The organism is Arthrobacter mobilis, assembly GCF_012395835.1.
GTDB lineage: Bacteria > Actinomycetota > Actinomycetes > Actinomycetales > Micrococcaceae > Crystallibacter > Crystallibacter mobilis.
The window spans coordinates 1-19,597 of sequence record NZ_JAAZSQ010000002.1; the positions used below are offsets into that span (position 1 = coordinate 1).

The following is a 19,597-nucleotide window of genomic DNA, read 5'->3' on the forward strand; positions in this document are numbered from 1 at the left end:
GCGTTGAGTTCCCCGCCCACGAACCACTTCGCGAACGGGGCGTGCGTCCAGTCCAGCGCCTGCCCGAAGTCCTTCTCCCAGGACAAAAGTTCCCGCGCCTGCCTGGCCCAGAACGCCGGCCGGTCCGCGGCCGCCTCCTCGTAGACCCCCGGCCGCGCCACCGCATTGGCCGCGAATTCCGGATCCGGGGCGAACCGGCGGTTCTCGTGCAGCAGGTTCTCGAGCGCATCGCTTGTGGCAGGAGCGGGCTGGGTTCCGTTGGATTCGGACATGTGAAGTTCCCTTCATGGTGTCGCGGGCATAGCAACCCCGCCCGGGGCGGGCGCTGCCACTGGTTCTGCAAACCACCTTAGCGCCTGCCGGGGGCAATGCGTGTCCGGCATCACAATGGCGCCGCGAGCGGCCGGAATCCTGCGGTGAACGGTTGCTCCCGCACCGGATCGGCAAGGGAGGGGCTGGCCGGACCCTGGCATGGCGCCCCGGCGACACGGAAGGGCCTGCCCCACCTGCTAGTGAAGGTCCGGAACCTTTATTAGGCTAAAGACCAGCGCTAAAGCTGTGCACGGCTGACGAGGCAGCGAAGATCGGAGATGCAACATGGCAGATCAGACAGTGGCCGCCGAGGGCGGCGCCAGCACGGCCGTGGTCGGGCCGTTCACCCTCAGGGATGTCGTGGTCGCGGTTTCCGTGGCCTTGCTGTTCCTGGCCTCGGTCCTGCCGACCGCCGTGGTGGAAGGAGTCGGCCTGAACCAGTGGAACTCGGCCAGCCTGTTCCACCTGGGCCTGAGCATCCTGCTGCCGGCAGCCGTCCTGGTGCTGTTCGTCATCCGCCGCGTGGCTCCCAAGACGAAGCTGCGCATCGGCTCGCTGTCCGTGGACCAGTTTGCCTCGGTGACCGCGTCCTTTGCCACCGCGTTCTATTTCCTGATCATGGTCAACGCTTTCAGCATCGGTGCCGTGGTGGGTTTCCTGGGCAGCCTCGGGTTGCTCACGGCCACCGTCTTCGCGCCGTGGATTCCCCAACTGGCGCCGGATTTCGCCGGGCGGCATGAAATCCCCGCCCACCCGGTAGCCCGCGATGCCGTCCCCGCGCGGCCCAAGACCGTCCGGCCTGCGGCAGCCGGAACCAGGGCCGGGGAAGAAGTCTCGGAGTCGGGCAGCTACGCATCGGCCGCGCAGTACGCTGCCCCGGCCGCGGCTGCCCCGGCCGGAGCTGCAGTGCCGCAGCCCGCCGGCCCGGAAATGAAGGAAGCCCGGACCGGCGCAGGTCCGGCTGCCGCGGGGGTTAAGGCTGCGGCTTCGGCTGCCCCGGCTTCCACAGTGGCCTCCGGTTCCGCATCGGCAGCCGGTACCCGGGCACCGGCTGCCGCGAAGAAGGCGGGCGCGGCCGCCAAGAAGCCCAGTGTCCGGACAGCGCCGGCAGTTGACGCGGTGGCACCGGGCGCTGCCGACGGCGAGGCCATGGGCATTCCGGACACCGAGTACACCCTTGCCGCGGCAGCGGTGGCGGCCGAGCTCAAGGCCGGTTCCCAGGCGGGCGGCCCCGACCAGGCCCGGACAGCTGCCGGGGCCGGACAGCAGGGAACCGGTCAGCCTGGGGCGGGGAAGGCCGGACAGCCGCAGGCTCCGGTCCAGGCTGCAGTCCAGGCCGCCGGTGCGCAGCCGGCAGCAGCGGCCAGCGGCCAGGTTGCCGGGGAAGCGGACCGGCAGGTGGCAGCCAAGGAACGCGCGTCGTCGGGCCGGGAACCGGCCGCTGTCAAGGAACGGGTTTCCCAGTCCGGCCGGGAACCGGCTGCGGCCTCCGCGGGTGCGGCGCCGGCCGCCGCCCGCGCCGCAGGAGCCAACGGGGCCGCCACCGTGGCCCTCGATACCGTGTCGGCCGCACGTGCCGCCCGGGAAGAACCGATTTCCGCGACGCGGGACAACGTTCCTCAGGACGAGGAGACTGTCTACGAAGCGTTTTGGTTCGCCGTCGGACGCACCCGTCCGGTGTACGACGAGAATACCGGCGCGGCGATCTTCACCTTGGAACCGGGCGCCTGGATTTTGGCGCTGCAGGACCGCGGCGATGAGTTCCTGGTCCAGCACACGGACGGGCGCGTGGGCGTGCTCCGGGATTTGACGAACATTGAGCGCGCCTAGCGCCGGACCGGCCCGGCCGCGGAAGCGCAGGCGAGCACCGGAAACGGAGCTGGCACTCAAGCGCCGTGCACGCCGGATCCACCGGGCGCTGGCGGAGCAGTACCCCTATGCTGTGGCAGAACTGGATTTCAGGAATCCATTCGAGCTGATCGTGGCGACCGTGCTCTCGGCGCAGACCACCGACGTACGCGTCAACTCGGTCACGCCCGCGCTGTTTGCCCGGTATCCGGACGCCAAGTCGCTGGCCGAGGCGGATGAGGCGGTGCTCCAGGAACTGATCAAGCCGACCGGGTTTTACCGGGCCAAGGCGCAGAGCCTGCTGGCCCTGGCCAACCGGATCGTCGACGAGTACGACGGCGAGGTGCCGGCCAGGCAGGAGGACCTGATCACTTTGGCCGGGGTGGGCCGGAAGACTGCCAATGTGGTCCTCGGCAATGCCTTCGGCGTTCCCGGCATTTCGGTCGATACCCACTTTGCCCGGCTGGCCCGCCGCTTTGGCTGGACCGAAGCCACGGATCCGGACAAGATCGAAGCGGATGTGGCGCGGCTGTTCGAGCCAAAGGAATGGACGATGCTCTCCCACCGGGTCATCTTCCACGGCCGCCGGGTCTGCCATGCGCGCAAGCCCGCCTGCGGGGCGTGCGTCGTGGCGCAGTGGTGCCCGTCCTACGGCGAAGGGGAAGTGGACCCGGAGAAGGCCAGGAAGCTGCTTAAGTACGAGCTGGCTCCCGGGCGGGAGGACCTGCTGGCCCGGATGCTGGCCGGGCAGACCCGCGCCGAACTGCGCGCTGCCGGATTTAAGCTGGACGCATGAGCGCCAAGGCCGACCTGGAGCGCCTGGTCTCCGTCCCGCTGGGGGAGCGGCTCTCCATCCGCGAACGTGAACGGTGGCAGCTCGAGGACCTTGATCCCGCCAGTGTGAGGCATGCGGCTGTGCTGCTGCTTTTCGGGACCCTGGACGTGGTGCCGGCCCGGACCCATTCCGCTGCCGTGCCGGATGACCTGGATGTGCTGCTGATTGAGCGTGCCGGGACCCTGGCGGACCACCCGGGCCAGGTGTCCTTCCCCGGTGGGGGCATCGATCCGGAGGATGGCGGGCCCGAAGCCGCCGCGCTGCGCGAGGCCGTGGAGGAAACCGGACTTGACGCCTCCGGAGTGGACATCCTGGGCACCTTGCCGGAGGTTCCGTTGAGCGTGAGCCGGTTCATGGTGACCCCTGTGCTGGCCTGGTGGACGCTGCCCTCGCCCGTCGCGGTCATGGACTTCAACGAATCCGCCCAGGTATTCCGGGTGCCGGTCGCGGACCTGCTGCATCCGGACAACCGGTACACCGCGGTCCTCAGGCGCGCCGGGCGCATCCACCGCGGCCCCGCCTTCACCGTCAACGGCCTCGTGGTCTGGGGGTTCACCGCGGCGGTCCTGAGCCATTTGTTCGACGAGCTGGGCTGGGCCCAGGCGTGGGACCAGGCCCGGGAAATCCCCGCCCCGCTCCGGCCCGGCGCGGACCGGAGCTGAGCCGCAGCGGGTCCGGCCAGCGGATGTGCGGCGGTGTCACGGCCGGCGCCGGGCTGCGGCCGCCCGTCCCGGCCAGCCACCCGGACGGTGGCCGACCCCGCCGCGACCGGCAGCGGTTTCTGCATGTCGATCCTGCCCGTGATCCACCGGTGCGCCCCTGCGGTCTGCCGGGAGGAGGCGACGAGGGTGCCGTACGCCCGGGAGATGTGCGGCCGGGCGGCAAGTCCGACGGTCTGGGCAACGGCGGTTTCCGGGCCGGAGGCGATGGTGCCCAGGAGCCTGTCCCCGTACTTGCCGGCCAGCGTCCGGCCCGCGGAGAGCGTGCCCGGCGGCAGGACGGCCGGAAGCCGGGCCGCCACCGCGCGGATCCTCGTGGCAGCGGACCAGGCCAAGGCCCGCCCCTGGACGGCGATCACCCGGCCCTGGACCGTGGCCGTGGTTCTGGCCGCGGCAGCCATCGCCGGCACGCGGTGCAGCTGCGAGCGCCGGCCAAGGTCCGCCAGCCGGGCCGCGGTACCGCCCAGCCGTGCCTGCAGCACGGGGTGGGCCCGGGCCAATTCTCCGGCCCGGCCGCTCAGCCAGCCGGTGACGGCCTGGAAGCGTGCGGCGGCAACGGCAGCCCGGGCAGCCGCGACCCCGCCGCCTGCCAGCGCCGCCACCCCGGCGGTGACGAAGGAAGCCAGCGCCGCCGCGCCGAGGGCGGCGGCGACCGTGAGCGCGAAGTCCCGGGTCTCGGCCACCAGCTCGGCATGGGCCTGCTCGATCTCCGCCGCGAACATCCGGCAGCCGGCGGCGAGTGATTCGCAGCCTGCGGCAATATCCAGGGCGCAGGCGTGCAGGTCCTGATGATGCAGCCGCAGCAGCTCCACATCGGCTGCCACCAGGCCCACAAGGGCGGCGGCTGCCGACTGCAGGCAGCGGGCGGCGAGCCGGCGGATCCGGTCGGCAGCGTCCAGCCAGGCTGCGGCGGTCTGCCGCAGCGCCTCGGCGTCCCCGGACGGCCACATGACCCCGGCCGCATCGGCCAGGAACTGCCCGAACTCCGGCAGGAGCGGAAACCTCCCGCCCACGGCGGAGGGCGGGGCCGGGAACCCTGCCGCCGGCAGGGCCGGCCAAGGAACCTGGTGGACGCCCGGAGGCTGCCCGGCTGCCGCCGCCTCGGTCCAGCTGTACAGTCCGGCAGCGAGCCGGACCTGGTGCGCCGTGCCCGCATAGGCAGTGTGCAGGCCCTCCAGCGCCGCGCAGAGCTGCGCGGCCACGGCGTCGTACTCCCGGCCCCAGTCCATGGCCGTGCTTTCCCAGCCTGACATCCCCGCCCCGGCGGCCAGCTGCCCGGGCAGGTCGGTGCCCAGCCGCCAGACCTCGGTAGCTGCATGGTCCGCCGCGGAGGCGGCGTCGTGCAGGGCATTTGTATCGATGGTCAGCAGTGCCATCCAGGCCTCCCGCAGCGCCATGCAGGCCGGTGCGGCGCCCGGCTGCTTCCAACGTGTTCCTGCTCAGGAGGCTAGGCCGCCGCGGCACGGCGGCCAAGGGGAGGCTGCCGGCTGTGGATAAGTCCTATTTCGCGTCGGCGTAGGAGTCCACAACCGCCACCGACACCGCGAACTCCAAAGGCAGCGGCCCGAACATCAGCTGCGTGGCGGCCGCAGCCGATTCCTCGACCAGCCGGCAGGCGGTTTCCGCGTGTTCGGCGCGCACATGCAGCATCACCTCGTCGTGCAGGAAGAACACCAGCTCCCCGATGGCGGTGCCCGCGGCAGCCCGGGCACGCAGCCGCCGCCGTATTTCCGCCAGCCAGCACAGTGCCCATTCCGCCGCCGTCGACTGGACCACGAAGTTACGGGTAAAACGGCCGCGGCTGCGCGCGGCCGCATCGGCACGGCGCTGTTCCTGCGCCGTGGTGCTCCGCTGCGCCGCCGCCCAGCGCTCCGACGGCGGCGGACAGGTGCGCCCCAGGTAGCTGCTGACCACCTGGCCCGCCTCGCCGGCCCGGGCGGCGCGTTCGACGACGGCGACCGCCTGCGGGTAGGCCCGGGCCAGACGCGGCATCAGCCGCCCGGATTCCCCGGTGGTCGCCCCATACATGGCCCCGAGCATGGCTACCTTGGCCTGTGCCCGGTCGCCGCCGAACCCGGCGTCGGCGATGCCCTGGTACAGGTCCTGCCCGCGCGCGGCTGCGGCCAGGGCCGGATCCCGGCCGAGGGCGGCGAGTACCCGCGGCTCCAGCTGGGCCGCATCGGCCACCACCAGCTTCCAGCCCGGATCCGGGCGCACGGCGGCACGGACCTGCCGGGGAATCTGCAACGCGCCCCCGCCGCGCGAGGCCCAGCGGCCCGTGACCACCCCGCCGACCAGGTATTCGGGCCGGAAGCGGCCGTCCCGGACCCATGCATCCAGCCAGGCCCAGCCGTTGGCGTTATGCAGCCGGGACAGCTTCTTGTACTGCAGCAGCGTGGCGATGGCCGGATGGCGGTGCTCCTGCAGTTCCCAGGACCGGGTGGTCTTCACTTCGATCCCGGCACGGTGCAGGGCACGCAGCAGTTCCTGCGGCGAGTCGGGGTTGAACCCGGGGTTGTCCAGGTCCTCGCGCAGTTGGATGGCCAGCCGCTCAAGTTCGGGCGGGCGCCCGCCGCCGGCGGGACGCGGGCCGAGGAACCGGTCGAGGAGCTGCCGGTGGATATCCTCCCGCCAGGGCACCCCGGCGTGCTCCATCTCGGCAGCGACCAGGCAGCCGGCGGACTCGGCCGCCAGCAGCAGCCGCAGCCGCGCCGGCTGGGGTGAATCTTCCACGGCTGCCAGTTGCCGGCGCAGTTCCTCGACGAGTTCTTCCAGCGGCAGACCGGCGCGCCGTGCCTCGAACAGCACCGACTGCTCCGGCTGTCCCGGCAGTGGCAGCTCCTGCGCCGGCGGGGTATCCTGCAGCCCGAGGATGTATGGCGACTGCGGGGCGAATTCCGAGTAGGCCAGGATGGCGCGGCAGCGGGCCAGATCGTGGCACCGGCCGACCGTGGCACCGGCCCGCAGCAGTGGCAGGTAATGCTCCCGCGTCCCGTCCCAGACCCAGCGAACATGCGGCGCGTCCAGCTGCCGCACGGCGTCCGGCAGGCCGCCGGCCGGCACGACGACGGCGGGTGCGGACGGCGTTCCGTCCGCGGTGGTCTGCTGGATGTAGGCCTCCGGCTCGGTTCCGGACGACGCGGAGACCTGCCGGGCCGAGGATGCCAGCACCAGGTACATGGGTCCATTGTCACCTGCCGGCGGGCCCGGCTGCGCCGCCAGTCCTCCTCCACAGCCCGAGGCCGCCGTGCTCAGCCGCACAATGGGGGCCGGACCGCTTCCAGCGAACCCGGGCCGGAGGCCAGGCTCGCCGCATGCGGAAGGGACAACAGGGCCGGCCGGGACCGCGGCGGTGGACCCCGGCGCAGGCCCCGCCGGAGGTAGTGCTGGTCGCAGCGTCCGCGCGGCTCCAGGACGAGGTAGCCCGCATCGCGGCTGCTGCCGGCCTGGCGGTGCGGGCCGTCGAGAGGGTGCCGGAGCCCGGCGGAGCCGCCGAGGGCGCTGCGGTGCTGCTGGGCGGTGCCGCAGCCGCCGGCCTGCCGAGGGCCGCCGGAGATGTGATCGTGGTGGGCTTTCCCGAAGAATCCGCCCGGTTGTGGGAGCTGGCGGCCGCCGTCGCCGCCCAGCGGGTGGCGGTCCTGCCGGATGCTGCGGCCTGGCTGGCCGAGTACCTGGGCAGGAACCGGCACCCGGACCGGGCGGGGGTCGTTGCGGCGGTGCTCGGCAGCAGTGGGGGACTGGGGTGCACCACCCTGTCCTGCTGGCTGGCCGCACAGGCAGCGGCGGAAGGTGTCCCGACGCTGCTGGTGGACGGGGATGTACTGGGCGGTGGCCTGGACAGCCTGCTGGGCGCCGATGCGGTACCGGGGCTGCGCTGGCCGGACCTGGCCGGGGTGAAAGGCTCGATAAATCCGGGCCAGCTGCAGGCGGCGCTGCCGGTGGTCGAGGGGTTTTCGCTGCTGCCCTGGGCGCCTTCCCCGGAGCCGGGCGCGGCGGGGGCACAGGTGCCCGGTGACGTGGTCCGCGAAGTGCTCTCGGCCGCAGCGGCCGGGTTCGGCCTGGTCCTGGTCGATGCCGGCCGGGTGCAGCCCGGCCTGGACGGCTGGCTCGCCCAGGCCGGGCAGACCCTGCTCGTGACCGGTGCGGGGGAACGCGGAGTGCGCGCCGCCGCCGCAGCAGCAGCCGCACTGGATCCGGTGGTGCCGCTGGCCGTCGTCCAGGGTCCGCTTCCGGCCGGCATGGACGAAGAGCTGGTGGCGGGGCGGCTGCACCTGCCGCTGGGGACATATTTGCCGCGGGTGGGCGGCATGGCCGCCGCGGAGCTGGGCGGCCGCCTGCTGGACAAAGGCCGCACCCGGGCCGTCAGACGGCGGACCAGAACACTGCTGGGCTGCCTTGCACCCGACGGCGGGCAGCGGTGACGGACCGGGAGAATGTGCGGGACGGAGGGCGGAACAGGAAGCGGGAGCCGGCCGCCTGGGTCCGGTCCGTGCCGCAGTACTGTCCGATCCGGCACCGGTCACCGGGGCCAGGGTCGCCGAGGCGCTGCGCACCAGCGGCCGGCTGCTGGGTACCACCGGGGCCTTGGAAGCTGTCGACGCCCTCACCGCCGACCTGCGCGGCCTCGGACCGCTGCACAAGCTGGCCGCTTCGGAGCAGGTGACAGACATCCTGGTCAACGGCCCCGGCGAGGTCTGGACCGACGGCGAGGACGGACTGGTCAGAAGTCCGGTGGCTTTCGGCAGCGACGCGGAGGTGAGGGCCCTGGCTTCCCGGCTCATTGCCGCCGGCGGGCGCCGGCTGGACGAAAGCTGCCCCTGCGCGGATGTCCAGCTGGACGGATACCGCGTACATGCAGTGCTGCCGCCGGTCTCGTCCGGCGGCACCCTGCTGTCCATCCGGATCCGGCGCCCACGCGTGTTTTCGCTGGCCGAGCTGCTGGCGGATGGCCCGTGGTGGGTCGAGTACGTGGAGGCCATTGTCAGGCGTCGGCTGAATTTCCTGGTCAGCGGGGCCACGGGGTCGGGAAAGACCACACTGCTTTCGGCCATGCTCGGCCTGGCTGGAAGCCGGGAGCGGCTGGTGCTGGTCGAGGACGCGGGGGAACTGAATCCGGCACACCCGCACGTGGTGGCACTGCAGACCCGGCACAGCAACGTGGAGGGGGCCGGCACCGTCGATCTGGGCGAGCTGGTCCGGCAGGCCCTGCGGATGCGGCCCGACCGGCTGGTGGTGGGCGAATGCCGCGGCGCCGAGGTGGCGGATTTCCTGGCGGCGATGAATACCGGCCACGCCGGCGCGGGTGGCACCATCCACGCCAATTCGGCCGGGGCCGTGCCGGCACGGCTGGCGGCGATGGGAGCCTTGGCCGGCCTGAGCAGGGAGGCCGTGGTGCTGCAGGCCGGCAGTGCGCTGGACCTGGTCATCCACCTCGAACGCGGACCGGCGGGGCGCCGGGTGCAGGAGATCGCGTTGCTGCGGCCGGACGGAGCCGGAAGCTTGGAAGCGGTCACGGCACTTGTGGAGGACCGGGACGCTGTCGGCTTCGGGCCTGGCTGGCCGGCACTGGCCGCGAGGCTTTTTCCCGGCGGACCGGCGGCCCGGACCTCACGGCCATGACCGGGCTCGCGGTGTTCCTGCTGGCGGCAGCGGCCGCCGGACTGATCCTCGCCGGCAGCCGCCGGCGGCATCGGCGCCTGCGCCCGGTGGCCGGGCGCCGCCGCCGTCCTGGACCTGGGGACGCCAGCGCTGCCTGGCAACTGCCGGTTTTCGTACGGCAGCTGGCCTCGCTGCTCAAGTCGGGCCGGACGCCGGCTGCCATGTGGCAGGACATGGCCCGGGTTTACGATCCCGGACCGGTCTCCACCGGCAGGGACGATCATGCCCGCCCTGGACCGGAAAGCCACCCGGGCGCGCATCCGGAGGGCCGCAGCCTCTCCGGCAGCACGGATGCCTTGGCCGCGGCGGTCGGACCGCGGATCAGGGCAGCAGGGCGTGCGGCGGAACTGGGACTCAGCGTCGTCGACGCACTCCGGCACGATAGCGGCGGGGCGCCTGCCGGCCCGCGGTTCCAGCGTGTCTGGACGGAACTGGCGGCCTGCTGGGAAATCTCCGAACTGACCGGGGCACCCCTGGCCGTGCTGCTGGAGAACTTTGCAGACCATCTGCAGCATGAACTGGATACTGCAGCGGCCCGGCGCACGGCCCTGGCCGGGCCGCGGGCCACCTCGGTGCTGCTGACCTGGCTGCCGCTGCTCGGCCTGGGCCTGGGCATGCTCATGGGAGTGGATCCGCTGGGTATGCTGCTGGGCACTCCCGCAGGCTGGATGGTGCTGGCGGCCGGGGCCGGCCTGCTCGCCGCCGGCCGGATGTGGTCGCGGCGTCTCGTGGCCCATGCCGCAGACGGGCAGGACACCCGATGACAGCGCTGCTCACCGCGCTCTGCGTGTTCGGGGCCCTGCGGCTGCTGTTCGGCCCAGCCGCCGGAACCAGGCCTGGCCGGGTCCGGGCCCGCAAGGGGGCCGCCGGCACCGGCAGGAGCGGCTCATCGGAGGGCAGGCTGGAGACGGCCCTGATGCTGGACCTGCTCGGGGCGATGGTCCAGTCGGGAACACCGCTGCCGCACGCGGTGGCCACCTTGGCCCGGGTATGCTCCCCACCCGTGCGCGACGGGCTGGAGACGGTCGCAGGGGCACTGATGCTCGGCACCGAATGGCAGTCCGCCTGGGCGCTCGCAGGCGGCGACGGCCAGCTGCAGGAACTGCAGGAAGCGCTGCGGTTCGGCGCCGTGACCGGGGCCCCCGCGGCCGCCATCCTCTATGTGCAGGCGGAACAGATACGGCGCCGGCGCCGCCAGGAGGCCGAGCGGCGTGCGGCCGCCCTGGGCACGCGGCTGGTGCTGCCCCTCGGCCTGTGCGCCCTGCCGTCGTTCGTCTGCCTGGGCGTGGTTCCGGTGCTGGTCTCCCTGCTGCCCCGGCTCTGAAGCCTGGTTCTGCCACACCCCGGCCCCGTGTTTCGGACCCGGAGGGTGCCCGGACGCGGCTTTCCACCTTGCTGGACCCTGCTGCCCGCCGGCTGCCGGGTCACGGGCCGTCCGTGCGTCCGTACCGCATTGTTTCCCGTGCTGCTCCGGGACCGGCGTGCCGGCCCGCCGGCCGGCTGCGCGGACGGGCCGTTCCGGAGCGTGGCCTGCACGGCGGATGAGGTGTCTTTCCCTCCACACCGCCGTACGACCGCCAGTTGTCCCGTTGTCCACAGGACCCTGTTCCGGCACCGTGCGGGCACGGGCAGGCTGGGGATACCGCGAGGCAGCGGGCCGGAATACCGGCAAAGCAATCGAATGACAGACCGGAACCTGGAGGAAAAATGTTGCTGGCACTGAAGAAAGCGTGGTCCCGCAGGACGGCATCTGCGCGGGAGGAAAACCTGGAGGACAGCCCGGCTGCGGGCCGGGGCCGGGACGGCTGGCCAGTCCGGGCAGCCGGGTCCGTTCCGAACACCGGGAACGGACAGCTGGCCGAGGTGATTGAACTGCCCGGGGCATGGCAGCCGCGCCCGCGGAAGCGCAGCTGGCAAGTGCTGTCCGGCTCCGATACGGGGATGGCGACCGCAGAGTACGCCATTGCCACCCTGGCCACCGTCGGCTTCGCCGGGCTGCTGGTCCTGATCATGCGCAGCGGGGAAGTCCGTGCACTGCTCATGAACATCATCGAGCAGGCGCTGTCGGTGGTGTGACCGGGATGGAGAGCCGCGGTGCTGCCCGGAGCAAGGACCGGGCACCGGCCCGGTGCCTCACCGCCCGGTGCCCCGCCAGCGGGCCTGAACAGGGAGCAGCGACGGCCGAGGTGGCGGTCGTGCTGCCGGCACTGGTGGCCTTGCTCGGCCTGCTGCTGGCCGGCGCTACCGCCGGTGTGCTGCAGCTGCAGTTGGAAAAGGCTGCCCAAGCCGCAGTCCGGCAACTCGGCCGCGGAGAAACTGAAGGCCGTGCCGCTGCCACGGTCCGGGCGATTGCCGGGGATGCGGTACATCTGTCCGCCGGAACCGCCGGCGGCTGGGTAACCGTTCGGGTGGCCGCGCCTGTCCCCGGACCGTGGGGACTCCTGGCTGGCTGGACGCTGGCAGCCGAGGCCACCGCCCCGGCGGAACTGTCCGGTTCCGGCACTGCAATGGTGGGCGACGGCCGGCCATGACGGCCGGCCGAAACATTCGCACCGGGGAAACACCGCGGCTTCCCGGGAACCGGCGGAAGACCGCCGGACGGTCCCGGGGACGGATCCGGCCGCGCAGACCCGTCCCCGGCCGAACTGCAGTCTGTGCAGCCGGTGGCCGGCAGCAGGGTGCCGGTACCGTCCTGGCGGCCGGGCTGGCCCTGGTCCTGTGCATGATGCTGGCGGCACTGGCCGGGGTTGTCCAGGCCGGGCTTGCCTCGGCCCGGGCAGGGAAGGCGGCGGATCTGGCAGCCTTGGCAGCTGCGGATGCCGCCCGGGGCCTGGTGGAGGGGGAACCGTGCACGCTCGCAGCCCGGGTCGCCGGCGAACAGGACGCCCAGTTGCGCGGCTGCCGGCGCAGCGGTACCGGGGGCGTGGTAGTCGACGTGGACACCGCGGTGCCGCTCCCGGCAGTCTGGGGCCTGTTCACTGCCGGCCATGCCGAGGCTGCCGGCCGGGCCCGGGCAGGTCCGCCGCCGTGACCGGTGCCCGGTACCTGCCGGCCGGCGGCCGTGGCCGGACAGCCGGCGCTATCCGTCAGCGGCTTCCGGGGCCTCCCGGGCCTCCGGGGACCCGGCGTCGGCGAGCAGGGCATTAAGGAGGACGACCGCCCCGTCCTTGTCCAGCGGGTTGTTCTTGTTGCCGCATTTGGGCGACTGTACACAGGACGGGCAACCGGCCTCGCACTCGCAGGCGAGGATGGCATCCCGGGTGGCCGCCAGCCAGATGCGGGCGGCCTCGAATCCCCGCTCGGCAAAGCCTGCCCCGCCGGGGTGGCCGTCGTAGACGAAGATCGTCGGTGTGCCCGTGTCCGGGTGCAGGGCGGTGGAGACGCCGCCGATGTCCCAGCGGTCGCTGGAAGCCACCAGCGGCAGCAGCCCGATCGCCGCGTGTTCTGCTGCGTGCAGCGCACCGGGAACCCGGGCCGCGATCAGGCCGGCCCCGGCCAGCCGGCGTTCATCGATGGTGAACCATACCGCCTTGGTGAAGAGCTCGCGGGCCTCGAGTTCCAGGGGCTCCTCGCCGAGGATTTCGTTCGAGACAAAGGCCTTCCGCTGATAGGAGACGACCTTGGTGGTGACCTTGACCTCGCCGAATTCGGCCTGGGCCTGGCCCCAGTCCTCGCCGCGCAGCGGCTGCAGCACCTCGATCTGGGTGATGTCCCTGGCCTGGGTGTAGTAGTCGGGGTTGGAACGGGTGACGAGGGCGCAGCGGTCCTGCTCGTTGAGTTCCTCCACCACGTAGGTTTCGCCCTGGTGCACATACACCGCTCCGGCATGGGCCTGGTAGTGGGACTGCGGGGAGTCCATGGTGCCCAGCAGCGCGCCGGATTCGGCGTCGACGATGCTGACGGGCCCGCCGCCGCTGGCGCGCAGGTCCACCATCGCCGCGGCGCTTTCCGGATGGGTCCAGTACCAGCCGGCGGTCCTGCGCCGCAGATAGCCGCGGTCGGTCAGCTCCCGGAGCAGCCCGGCAGCGGCCGGGCCGAACAGCTCCAGCTCGTCCGGCACCAGCGGCAGCTCCTGGGCCGCCGCGCACAGATGCGGCCCGAGCACATACGGGTTCGACGGATCGAACACCGTGGCCTCGACCGGGACATCGAACACCGCCTCCGGATGGTGGACCAGGTAGGTGTCCAGCGGATCGTCGCTGGCGATGAAGGCGGCCAGGGCGTCCTGGCCGGCCCGCCCGGCCCGGCCGATCTGCTGGAACAGCGAAGCCCGGGTTCCCGGCCAGCCGGCCACCAGGACCGCGTCGAGGCCGGAAATGTCGATGCCGAGTTCGAGCGCGGAGGTGCTGGCTACCCCGAGCAGTGCCCCGGACCGCAGCCGCCTTTCCAGCTCCCGGCGTTCTTCTGGCAGGTAGCCGGACCGGTACGCGGCCACCCGGCCAGGCAGGGACGGATGGACCTCGTCCAGCAGCCGCTTGGCAATCGAGGAAATGTTCTCGGCACCGCGCCGGGACTTGATGAAGGCAATCGTGCGCACCTGGGACGCGACCAGATGGGCCATCAGGTCGGCAGTTTCGGCGATCACCGTCCTGCGCTCGCGGGCCCCGTTCTCGCCCCTGAGCTCGGTCAGCTGCGGCTCCCAGAAAGCCACGGTGGTGGAACCGTGGGGCGAGCAGTCCTCGGTGACGGCGGTCACGTCGGCGCCGATCAGACGTCCGAAAGAGGCCCCCGGCGCGGAGGAGGTGGCCGAGGCACCGATGAAGACTGGATCGGCGCCGTAGCTGGCACAGATCCGCCGGAGCCGGCGCATCAGGTTGGCCACGTGGGAGCCGAACACGCCCCGGTAGCTGTGGGCCTCGTCGACGATGACGAATTTCAGCCGTCGGAAGAAACGTGCCCACCACGGGTGGTTCGGCAGGATGCCAAAATGCAGCATGTCCGGATTGGCCAGGACGAAGTTCGCATGGTCGCGGATCCACCGCCGCGCACCGGGGTCCGTGTCGCCGTCGTAGGTTTCGGCCCGTACGGTGGGCAGCTTTAGCGCCTTGAGGGCGGCCAGCTGGTCCGCTGCCAGGGCCTTGGTCGGCGCCAGATACAGCGCGGCGGAGCCGGCAGGCTCCAGGCTGGCCGTCTGCTCGAGCCCGCTGCGGTGGATCTCGTCGAGTGCCGGCAGCTGGTAGGCCAGTGACTTGCCGGAGGCGGTGCCGGTGGCGATGATCGTGTGCCGTCCTGCATGGGCGGCGCCGGCCGCACGCACCTGGTGCCGCCAGGGCCGCTGCACGCCGAGGGCGGCATACGCGGCGACGACGTCCGGGTGGACCCAGTCCGGCCAAGGTTCATGGACCGCCGCGCGGGACGGAAGTTCGCGCACCTGCACGAGCTGCTCGGGGTCCGGGCCGGACCCGAGCAGACTGATCAGGGATTCAGCCACAGCCACCGGACAATTCTGCCATCCCGGCCGCCGCCGCAGGGGCGGCCGGCAGCGTCAGGGCGCGTCCGCCGGTTTGAGGATCAGGACGTCGCAGACGGTGTCCCAGCCCAGGTGGTTGTAGAGCATCCGTCCGTCGTGGGAGGCGATCAGCAGCCCGGTTTCCACGATGTGCTCGAACGTGGAGGCGATCAGCGCGCGCATGACGTGGGTGGCCAGTCCCCGCCGGCGGTACTTCTCGGCGGTTTCGATGTGGTCGAAGACGGCGACACTGTCCACCACGGCCACCACGCCGTGGGCTGCTTCCTCGCCCTGGTAGGTGACCCGGGCACGGTGCACATTGCCGTTGCGCACCAGTTCGGTCTTGAAGTCGGGGTCCCGGTACCAAGGGTCCTCGGCGTCCTGGTTGGACATGTCGGTGGCCATCATGGACTGGTCGCTGTGGTGCACCCGCAGCCCGTACCTGGACGCGAGTTCGCGGATCCGCGCGGGATTGCGGGTCAGCACGGTAAACATGCGTTTGGAGGACCGGACGGTCTGCGAGGCCAGATCCGCGAACTCGTCCTCTTCGGGTTCGTAGGCAAAATACTCCCAGTCACCGGTCTTGTCCGAGAGCACGATGGCCGGATGGCCGGTTTCTTCCGTGGCAGGCGTGTACCCGCGGCAGGCGGACCAGCCGGCTACCCAGGCGGGCAGCAGATTGTCGGGTACGTCGCGTGTGTAATCGATGGCCATGCTTAGACAGTACCGAACCGCTGCGGCTCTCGGCATCCCACATTCGGCAGCCGGCGCCCCGGCTGCCGGTGCGGGACGGTTTGCCCCGGCACCGTACCCTTAAATACGTGGCTTTGAACAGGATTGTGCTGTATTACGTGTTTGTTCCGCTCCCGGATCCGGAGGCGGTCCGGCTTTGGCAGCGGGCGCTGTGCGAAAAGCTCGGCCTCACCGGCAGGATCCTGATTTCCAAGGACGGCATCAACGGCACCGTGGGCGGCGAGCTCAACGCCGTCAAGCAGTACGTGAAGACCACCCGCGAATACCCGGCGTTCAGGACAATGGACGTCAAGTGGTCCGAAGGCTCGGCCGCGGACTTCCCGCGGCTGAGCGTGAAGGTCCGCGACGAGATCGTCTCCTTCGGCGCTCCCGGCGAGCTGAAGGTGGACGAAAACGGCGTCGTCGGCGGCGGCACCCACCTGCAGCCGGAGGAACTGCACGCCCTCGTGGATGCCAAGCGGCAGACGGGGCAGGAGGTGGTCTTCTTCGATGGCCGCAACGCCTTCGAGGCCCGGATCGGCAGGTTCAAGGACGCCGTCGTGCCGGAGGTGGAAACCACCCACGACTTCATCCGCGAACTGGACTCGGGCAAGTACGACGGGCTCAAGGACAAGCCTGTGGTGACCTACTGCACCGGCGGCATCCGCTGCGAGGTGCTCTCGGCGTTGATGGTCAACCGCGGCTTCCAGGAGGTCTACCAACTCGACGGCGGCATCGTCCGCTACGGCGAGACCTTCGGCGACTCCGGGCTCTGGGAAGGGTCGCTCTATGTCTTCGACCGCCGCATGCACCTGGAGTTCACCCCGGAGGCCAGGACCCTCGGCCGGTGCGAGCGCTGCGAGGCGCCTACGAGCAAGTTCGAGAACTGCTCCAATCCCAGCTGCCGCAAACTCACGCTCTACTGTGCGGACTGCGCCGCGGATCCGGAGCCAGTGCGCTGTCCGGACGGCTGCGCGGCCTGACCTTCGGGCCACAGCCCCGGCGACGCATCCTGGGGCTCGGTTTCTTCCTGCTCGGTCCTGAAGACCCGCATGCCCCGCGCCGTGTAGTTGGCCAGGGCCGCGGGCCCGTCCAGGGAACAGGTGTGCACCCAGACCCGGGACACCGGGGCGAAACCCTCCCAGCGCCGGTGCAGCTGCCAGGCCTGCCGGATGCCCTCGGTGAGCAGGCCGCCGCCCAGCCCCCGGCCGATCGTTTCGGGAAAAAGCCCGAAGTACATGATCTCCACCTCCGTGCCGGCGGCTTCGGGCCGGCCGAGCAGCTCCACATAGCCGGCAGGCGCCCCGCCGGTGTACAGCACCCAGGTTTCGGCGCCGGGAGTGCGCAGCAGCGCGTCCCACTGGTCCCGGGTCAGCCCCAGCCGGTCGGTCCAGTTCCAGCTGCTGCCCACGGAGCGGTAGAGGAATTTGCTGAACTCGGGGGTGATCGCCTCCACCTGCTCCACCCGCGCCCCGGCCGGCAGCGGGCGGGCGCCGCCGTCGAGCTGGTCCGGGAAGGTCTGTTCCAGGTACGTGGTGGTGACAAGCATGGGCCCATTCAACCACCGGCCCGCTCCTCCTGCTTAACCCCTGCCTGCTTAACCGCGGCTGCCAGCCGCCAGGGCCCGGGGACCCCGGGCCCTGCTGCTTAAACTTGGTGGCGTGACTGACTTCAACGCCGGGCAGACCCCGGACGCCCCGCAAAGCCACGACCTGCCGCTGCTGGCCGCGCTCGCGGAGGACCTGGACCGGCTCAACTACACCGTGGACGGCGTCGCGGCGCTGCTGGGGGCCGAGGCGTACGAGGCCTTGGGCCGGGACCAGCTGGTGCCGGCCCTGCTGGCGACTGCCCGCGGGCCGGCCGGCGGGCAGCCGCTGGCCGCCGCCGTGCGGCTGTGGCTGCTGGGCCGCCCGGTTGCCCCGGAGGACCTGGCGGCCGCGTTCCCCGCCACCGGCGTCGCCGGGCTGCAGGCGCTGGGCCTGGTGGGGCCGCAGGGCGGACTGCTGGCGGCCCTGGCGGACCTGCGGCCCTACGCCTCGGAGGACCTGGACCTGTGGGTGGCCAGCGACCTGGGTGCCCACCAGCGTCCGGGGGTGCTGCGGCACGACCATGTGCTCGGGATCGGCCAGGCTTCGCTGACCCTGGCCCAGCTGACCGTCCGCGCCCCGGTGGAGCGTGCCCTGGACCTGGGCACCGGCTGCGGGATCCAGATCTTCCACCTGCTCGGCCACGCCCGCCACGTCACGGCCACGGACATCTCCGTCCGGGCGCTGGCCTTCACCCGCTTCAACCTGCTGCTGAACGCCGGCCGGCTCGGCCTGGACCCCGGGCGGCTGCAGGACCGGGTGAGCCTGCGGCTGGGTTCGCTGCTGGAGCCGGTGGCGGGCGAACAGTTCGACCTGGTGGTCTCCAACCCGCCCTTCGTGATCACCCCGCGCTCGGCCGCGGACACGGAGCAGTTCACCTACCGCGACGGCGGCCTGCCGGGGGACGAGATTGTTGCCCGGCTCGTGGCCGGGCTACCGCAGGTCCTGCTGCCCGGCGGGACCGCCCAGCTGCTGGGCAACTGGGAGATCCGCCGGGACGGCAGCGGCGCCGATGAACCGTGGCAGCAGCGGATCGAGGGCTGGCTCTCCCCGGATACCGAGGCCTGGATCATCCAGCGGGAACGGCTCAGCCCGGCCCAGTATGCCGAAACCTGGCTGCGCGACGCCGCGGAGAACCGGGACGCCGGGCACTACGAACGCGCCTATGCGGCCTACCTGGAAGACTTCGCCTCCCGGCAGGTGGCAGGCATCGGCTTCGGCATGATCTGGCTGCGCCGCGCCGCGGGGAACCTGGCGCACGACGGCGGCAGCCCGGCCGGCGGGGCGGGCAGCGTTTTCCCCGGCGGGGGCCTGCTGCGCCGCTTCGAGGAAATCACCTATCCCATCGAACAGCCCATCGGCCCGCACCTGGCCGCCGCCGTCGAACGCCACGACTGGCTGCGCGCCCATGCCGCCGACTTCGGACAGCAGCACCTGCAGCCCGCCCCGGACGTGACGGAGGAGCGGCACCAGCGGCCCGGGGCCGAGCACCCCGGGGTGATCCTGCTGCGGCAGGGGGCCGGGCTGCGCCGGACCAGCCTGATGAGCTCCGAGCTGGCCGGTTTCGTCTCCGCCAGCGACGGCGAACTGGCGGTAGGCACGCTGGTGGCCGCTCTGGAAACCCTGATCGAGGAGCCCGGGGCGGATTTCGCGGCCCGGCTCACGGAGCAGGTGCGCAACCTGGTGGCGGACGGCTACCTGATCCCGGCCCCGGAATAAGCACCAGCAGGCCGCGCGGCGTGTGGCGCACTACACTTGTTGTCCATGACCATGGGAGCAGCAATGCCGGCGGATCCGTCATCCGCGGCAGCCGGACGGGCCGGTGCCGGGGACCGGGTGAACATCTCCGATGCCCGGGCCATCCGTGCCCTGGCCCATGCGGTGCGCCTGAAAGTCATCGAGGAACTGTTCGACACCCAGCAGCCGGCCACTGCCACCGAGCTGGCCCAGCGGCACGGCCTGACTCCCAGCGCCATGAGCTACCACCTGCGCGCCCTGGAGAAGTGGGGCTTCGTCAAGCGCAGCGCCAACCAGGGGGACGGCCGGGAACGCCACTGGCAGGCCGCGGCCGGCCGGCTGGACGTGACCAGCGTGGCGGACAGCCGGGCCGCCACCATGGGCGTGGTGGATGTGGAGCTGAACGACCTGCGGGCGCGCCTGGCCAAGTACGTGAAGCGGGACAAGCAGACCCCGGATCCGGACACCTGGCGCCAGGAAGGCCACCTGGCCGCGCTGAGCACCGGGCGCTTCTACCTGACGGCCGAGCAGCGCGCGGACCTGGGCCGCCGGATCGGCGAGATCCTGCTGGAGTACAGTCCCACCACGAATCCGGACAACCGCGGCGCCGGGGCGGAGAAGCTCTACTATGTCTTCTCGTTCCTGCCCGGGGACCTGGACGAGGAGGGAACCGGCTGAATCGCGGTCCCGTCGGCCGCAGGGCCCGGAGGCGGGTTTCTGC

Annotated in this window: 19 protein-coding genes; 14 read left to right on the top strand and 5 right to left on the bottom strand. The window is 71.8% G+C overall.

Annotated elements, in window-relative coordinates; all coding sequences use genetic code 11:
* On the bottom strand, positions 1-272 hold a 272-nt coding region (locus tag HGG74_RS02365; RefSeq protein WP_281356049.1), incomplete at its 3' end, for an acetyl-coenzyme A synthetase N-terminal domain-containing protein.
* Positions 273-597: 325 nt separating this feature from the next.
* Here HGG74_RS02365 and HGG74_RS02370 point away from each other — a divergent pair.
* The 4 genes from HGG74_RS02370 (at position 598) to HGG74_RS02385 (ending at position 4,503) form a co-directional block, all read left to right on the top strand.
* Complete coding sequence (locus tag HGG74_RS02370; RefSeq protein ID WP_168484759.1) at positions 598-2,142, top strand: hypothetical protein; 1,545 nt, start codon at positions 598-600, stop codon at positions 2,140-2,142.
* On the top strand, positions 2,129-2,956 hold the full coding sequence (gene nth, locus HGG74_RS02375; protein ID WP_168484760.1) for an endonuclease III: 828 nt from the start codon (positions 2,129-2,131) through the stop codon (positions 2,954-2,956). Before HGG74_RS02370 ends, nth begins: the two co-directional genes overlap by 14 nt.
* The gene (locus HGG74_RS02380) at positions 2,953-3,657 is read left to right on the top strand and encodes an NUDIX hydrolase (RefSeq protein WP_168484761.1); all 705 of its coding nucleotides are present in this window, start codon (positions 2,953-2,955) and stop codon (positions 3,655-3,657) included. Before nth ends, HGG74_RS02380 begins: the two co-directional genes overlap by 4 nt.
* A 123-nt stretch (positions 3,658-3,780) precedes the next feature.
* Positions 3,781-4,503, top strand: a complete 723-nt coding sequence (locus HGG74_RS02385) for a hypothetical protein (protein ID WP_168484762.1) — start codon at positions 3,781-3,783, stop codon at positions 4,501-4,503.
* A 711-nt stretch (positions 4,504-5,214) separates the two neighbouring features.
* On the opposite strand, the gene HGG74_RS02390 is transcribed toward HGG74_RS02385, so the two are convergent.
* Entirely contained in the window at positions 5,215-6,894 is a 1,680-nt protein-coding gene (locus HGG74_RS02390; protein ID WP_168484763.1) for a bifunctional 3'-5' exonuclease/DNA polymerase, read from the bottom strand.
* Positions 6,895-7,028: 134 nt separating this feature from the next.
* On the opposite strand from HGG74_RS02390, the gene ssd reads away from it, so the two are divergent.
* The 7 genes from ssd to HGG74_RS21870 all read left to right on the top strand — a co-directional run bounded on the left by ssd (position 7,029) and on the right by HGG74_RS21870 (position 12,403).
* Positions 7,029-8,135 (top strand): septum site-determining protein Ssd, encoded by a 1,107-nt coding sequence (ssd, locus tag HGG74_RS02395; protein WP_168484764.1) that lies wholly within the window; start codon positions 7,029-7,031, stop codon positions 8,133-8,135.
* Positions 8,110-9,333 (top strand): TadA family conjugal transfer-associated ATPase, encoded by a 1,224-nt coding sequence (locus tag HGG74_RS02400; protein ID WP_205761239.1) that lies wholly within the window; start codon positions 8,110-8,112, stop codon positions 9,331-9,333. Before ssd ends, HGG74_RS02400 begins: the two co-directional genes overlap by 26 nt.
* Complete coding sequence (locus HGG74_RS02405) at positions 9,330-10,136, top strand: type II secretion system F family protein (protein WP_168484765.1); 807 nt, start codon at positions 9,330-9,332, stop codon at positions 10,134-10,136. The genes HGG74_RS02400 and HGG74_RS02405 overlap by 4 nt, the downstream gene beginning before the upstream one ends.
* Complete coding sequence (locus tag HGG74_RS02410; RefSeq protein WP_168484766.1) at positions 10,133-10,696, top strand: type II secretion system F family protein; 564 nt, start codon at positions 10,133-10,135, stop codon at positions 10,694-10,696. Before HGG74_RS02405 ends, HGG74_RS02410 begins: the two co-directional genes overlap by 4 nt.
* Positions 10,697-11,313: 617 nt before the next feature.
* Positions 11,314-11,448 (top strand): DUF4244 domain-containing protein, encoded by a 135-nt coding sequence (locus HGG74_RS22215; RefSeq protein ID WP_246262598.1) that lies wholly within the window; start codon positions 11,314-11,316, stop codon positions 11,446-11,448.
* 110 nt (positions 11,449-11,558) lie between these two features.
* Complete coding sequence (locus tag HGG74_RS02420) at positions 11,559-11,903, top strand: TadE family type IV pilus minor pilin (protein ID WP_312856713.1); 345 nt, start codon at positions 11,559-11,561, stop codon at positions 11,901-11,903.
* 83 nt (positions 11,904-11,986) lie between these two features.
* Positions 11,987-12,403, top strand: coding sequence for an Rv3654c family TadE-like protein (locus HGG74_RS21870; RefSeq protein ID WP_312856742.1), 417 nt, complete (start codon positions 11,987-11,989; stop codon positions 12,401-12,403).
* A gap of 48 nt (positions 12,404-12,451) precedes the next feature.
* Here HGG74_RS21870 and HGG74_RS02430 read toward each other — a convergent pair whose 3' ends face one another.
* Together HGG74_RS02430 and HGG74_RS02435 are read right to left on the bottom strand one after the other, a co-directional pair.
* Positions 12,452-14,809, bottom strand: coding sequence for a DNA 3'-5' helicase SftH (locus HGG74_RS02430; protein WP_168484770.1), 2,358 nt, complete (start codon positions 14,807-14,809; stop codon positions 12,452-12,454).
* Positions 14,810-14,857: 48 nt separating this feature from the next.
* On the bottom strand, positions 14,858-15,535 hold the full coding sequence (locus HGG74_RS02435; RefSeq protein ID WP_168484771.1) for a GNAT family N-acetyltransferase: 678 nt from the start codon (positions 15,533-15,535) through the stop codon (positions 14,858-14,860).
* 107 nt (positions 15,536-15,642) lie between these two features.
* Here HGG74_RS02435 and trhO point away from each other — a divergent pair, with 107 nt between their 5' ends.
* Positions 15,643-16,536 carry an oxygen-dependent tRNA uridine(34) hydroxylase TrhO gene (trhO, locus tag HGG74_RS02440; RefSeq protein ID WP_168484772.1) on the top strand — a complete coding sequence of 298 codons (894 nt, stop codon included), beginning with the start codon at positions 15,643-15,645 and terminating at the stop codon, positions 16,534-16,536.
* On the opposite strand, the gene HGG74_RS02445 is transcribed toward trhO, so the two are convergent.
* Entirely contained in the window at positions 16,473-17,102 is a 630-nt protein-coding gene (locus HGG74_RS02445; RefSeq protein ID WP_168484773.1) for a GNAT family N-acetyltransferase, read from the bottom strand. The genes trhO and HGG74_RS02445 overlap by 64 nt on opposite strands.
* A gap of 112 nt (positions 17,103-17,214) precedes the next feature.
* On the opposite strand from HGG74_RS02445, the gene HGG74_RS02450 reads away from it, so the two are divergent.
* A complete protein-coding gene (locus tag HGG74_RS02450; protein ID WP_168484774.1) occupies positions 17,215-18,858 on the top strand; it encodes a DUF7059 domain-containing protein in 1,644 nt (547 codons plus the stop codon).
* A 45-nt stretch (positions 18,859-18,903) separates the two neighbouring features.
* Positions 18,904-19,554, top strand: a complete 651-nt coding sequence (locus tag HGG74_RS02455) for an ArsR/SmtB family transcription factor (RefSeq protein ID WP_168484775.1) — start codon at positions 18,904-18,906, stop codon at positions 19,552-19,554.
* The last annotated feature ends 43 nt before the right edge of the window (positions 19,555-19,597 follow it).

What these genes read in the sequence shown, in the direction of transcription:
- HGG74_RS02370 (WP_168484759.1), top strand. Translation starts at nt 598, where the DNA reads ATGGCAGATCAGACAGTGGCCGCCGAGGGCGGCGCCAGCACGGCCGTG.
- HGG74_RS02380 (WP_168484761.1), top strand. Translation starts at nt 2,953, where the DNA reads ATGAGCGCCAAGGCCGACCTGGAGCGCCTGGTCTCCGTCCCGCTGGGG.
- HGG74_RS02385 (WP_168484762.1), top strand. Translation starts at nt 3,781, where the DNA reads ATGTCGATCCTGCCCGTGATCCACCGGTGCGCCCCTGCGGTCTGCCGG.
- HGG74_RS02390 (WP_168484763.1), bottom strand. Translation starts at nt 6,894, where the DNA reads ATGTACCTGGTGCTGGCATCCTCGGCCCGGCAGGTCTCCGCGTCGTCC.
- ssd (WP_168484764.1), top strand. Translation starts at nt 7,029, where the DNA reads ATGCGGAAGGGACAACAGGGCCGGCCGGGACCGCGGCGGTGGACCCCG.
- HGG74_RS02405 (WP_168484765.1), top strand. Translation starts at nt 9,330, where the DNA reads ATGACCGGGCTCGCGGTGTTCCTGCTGGCGGCAGCGGCCGCCGGACTG.
- HGG74_RS02410 (WP_168484766.1), top strand. Translation starts at nt 10,133, where the DNA reads ATGACAGCGCTGCTCACCGCGCTCTGCGTGTTCGGGGCCCTGCGGCTG.
- HGG74_RS22215 (WP_246262598.1), top strand. Translation starts at nt 11,314, where the DNA reads ATGGCGACCGCAGAGTACGCCATTGCCACCCTGGCCACCGTCGGCTTC.
- HGG74_RS02435 (WP_168484771.1), bottom strand. Translation starts at nt 15,535, where the DNA reads ATGGCCATCGATTACACACGCGACGTACCCGACAATCTGCTGCCCGCC.
- HGG74_RS02445 (WP_168484773.1), bottom strand. Translation starts at nt 17,102, where the DNA reads ATGCTTGTCACCACCACGTACCTGGAACAGACCTTCCCGGACCAGCTC.
- HGG74_RS02455 (WP_168484775.1), top strand. Translation starts at nt 18,904, where the DNA reads ATGACCATGGGAGCAGCAATGCCGGCGGATCCGTCATCCGCGGCAGCC.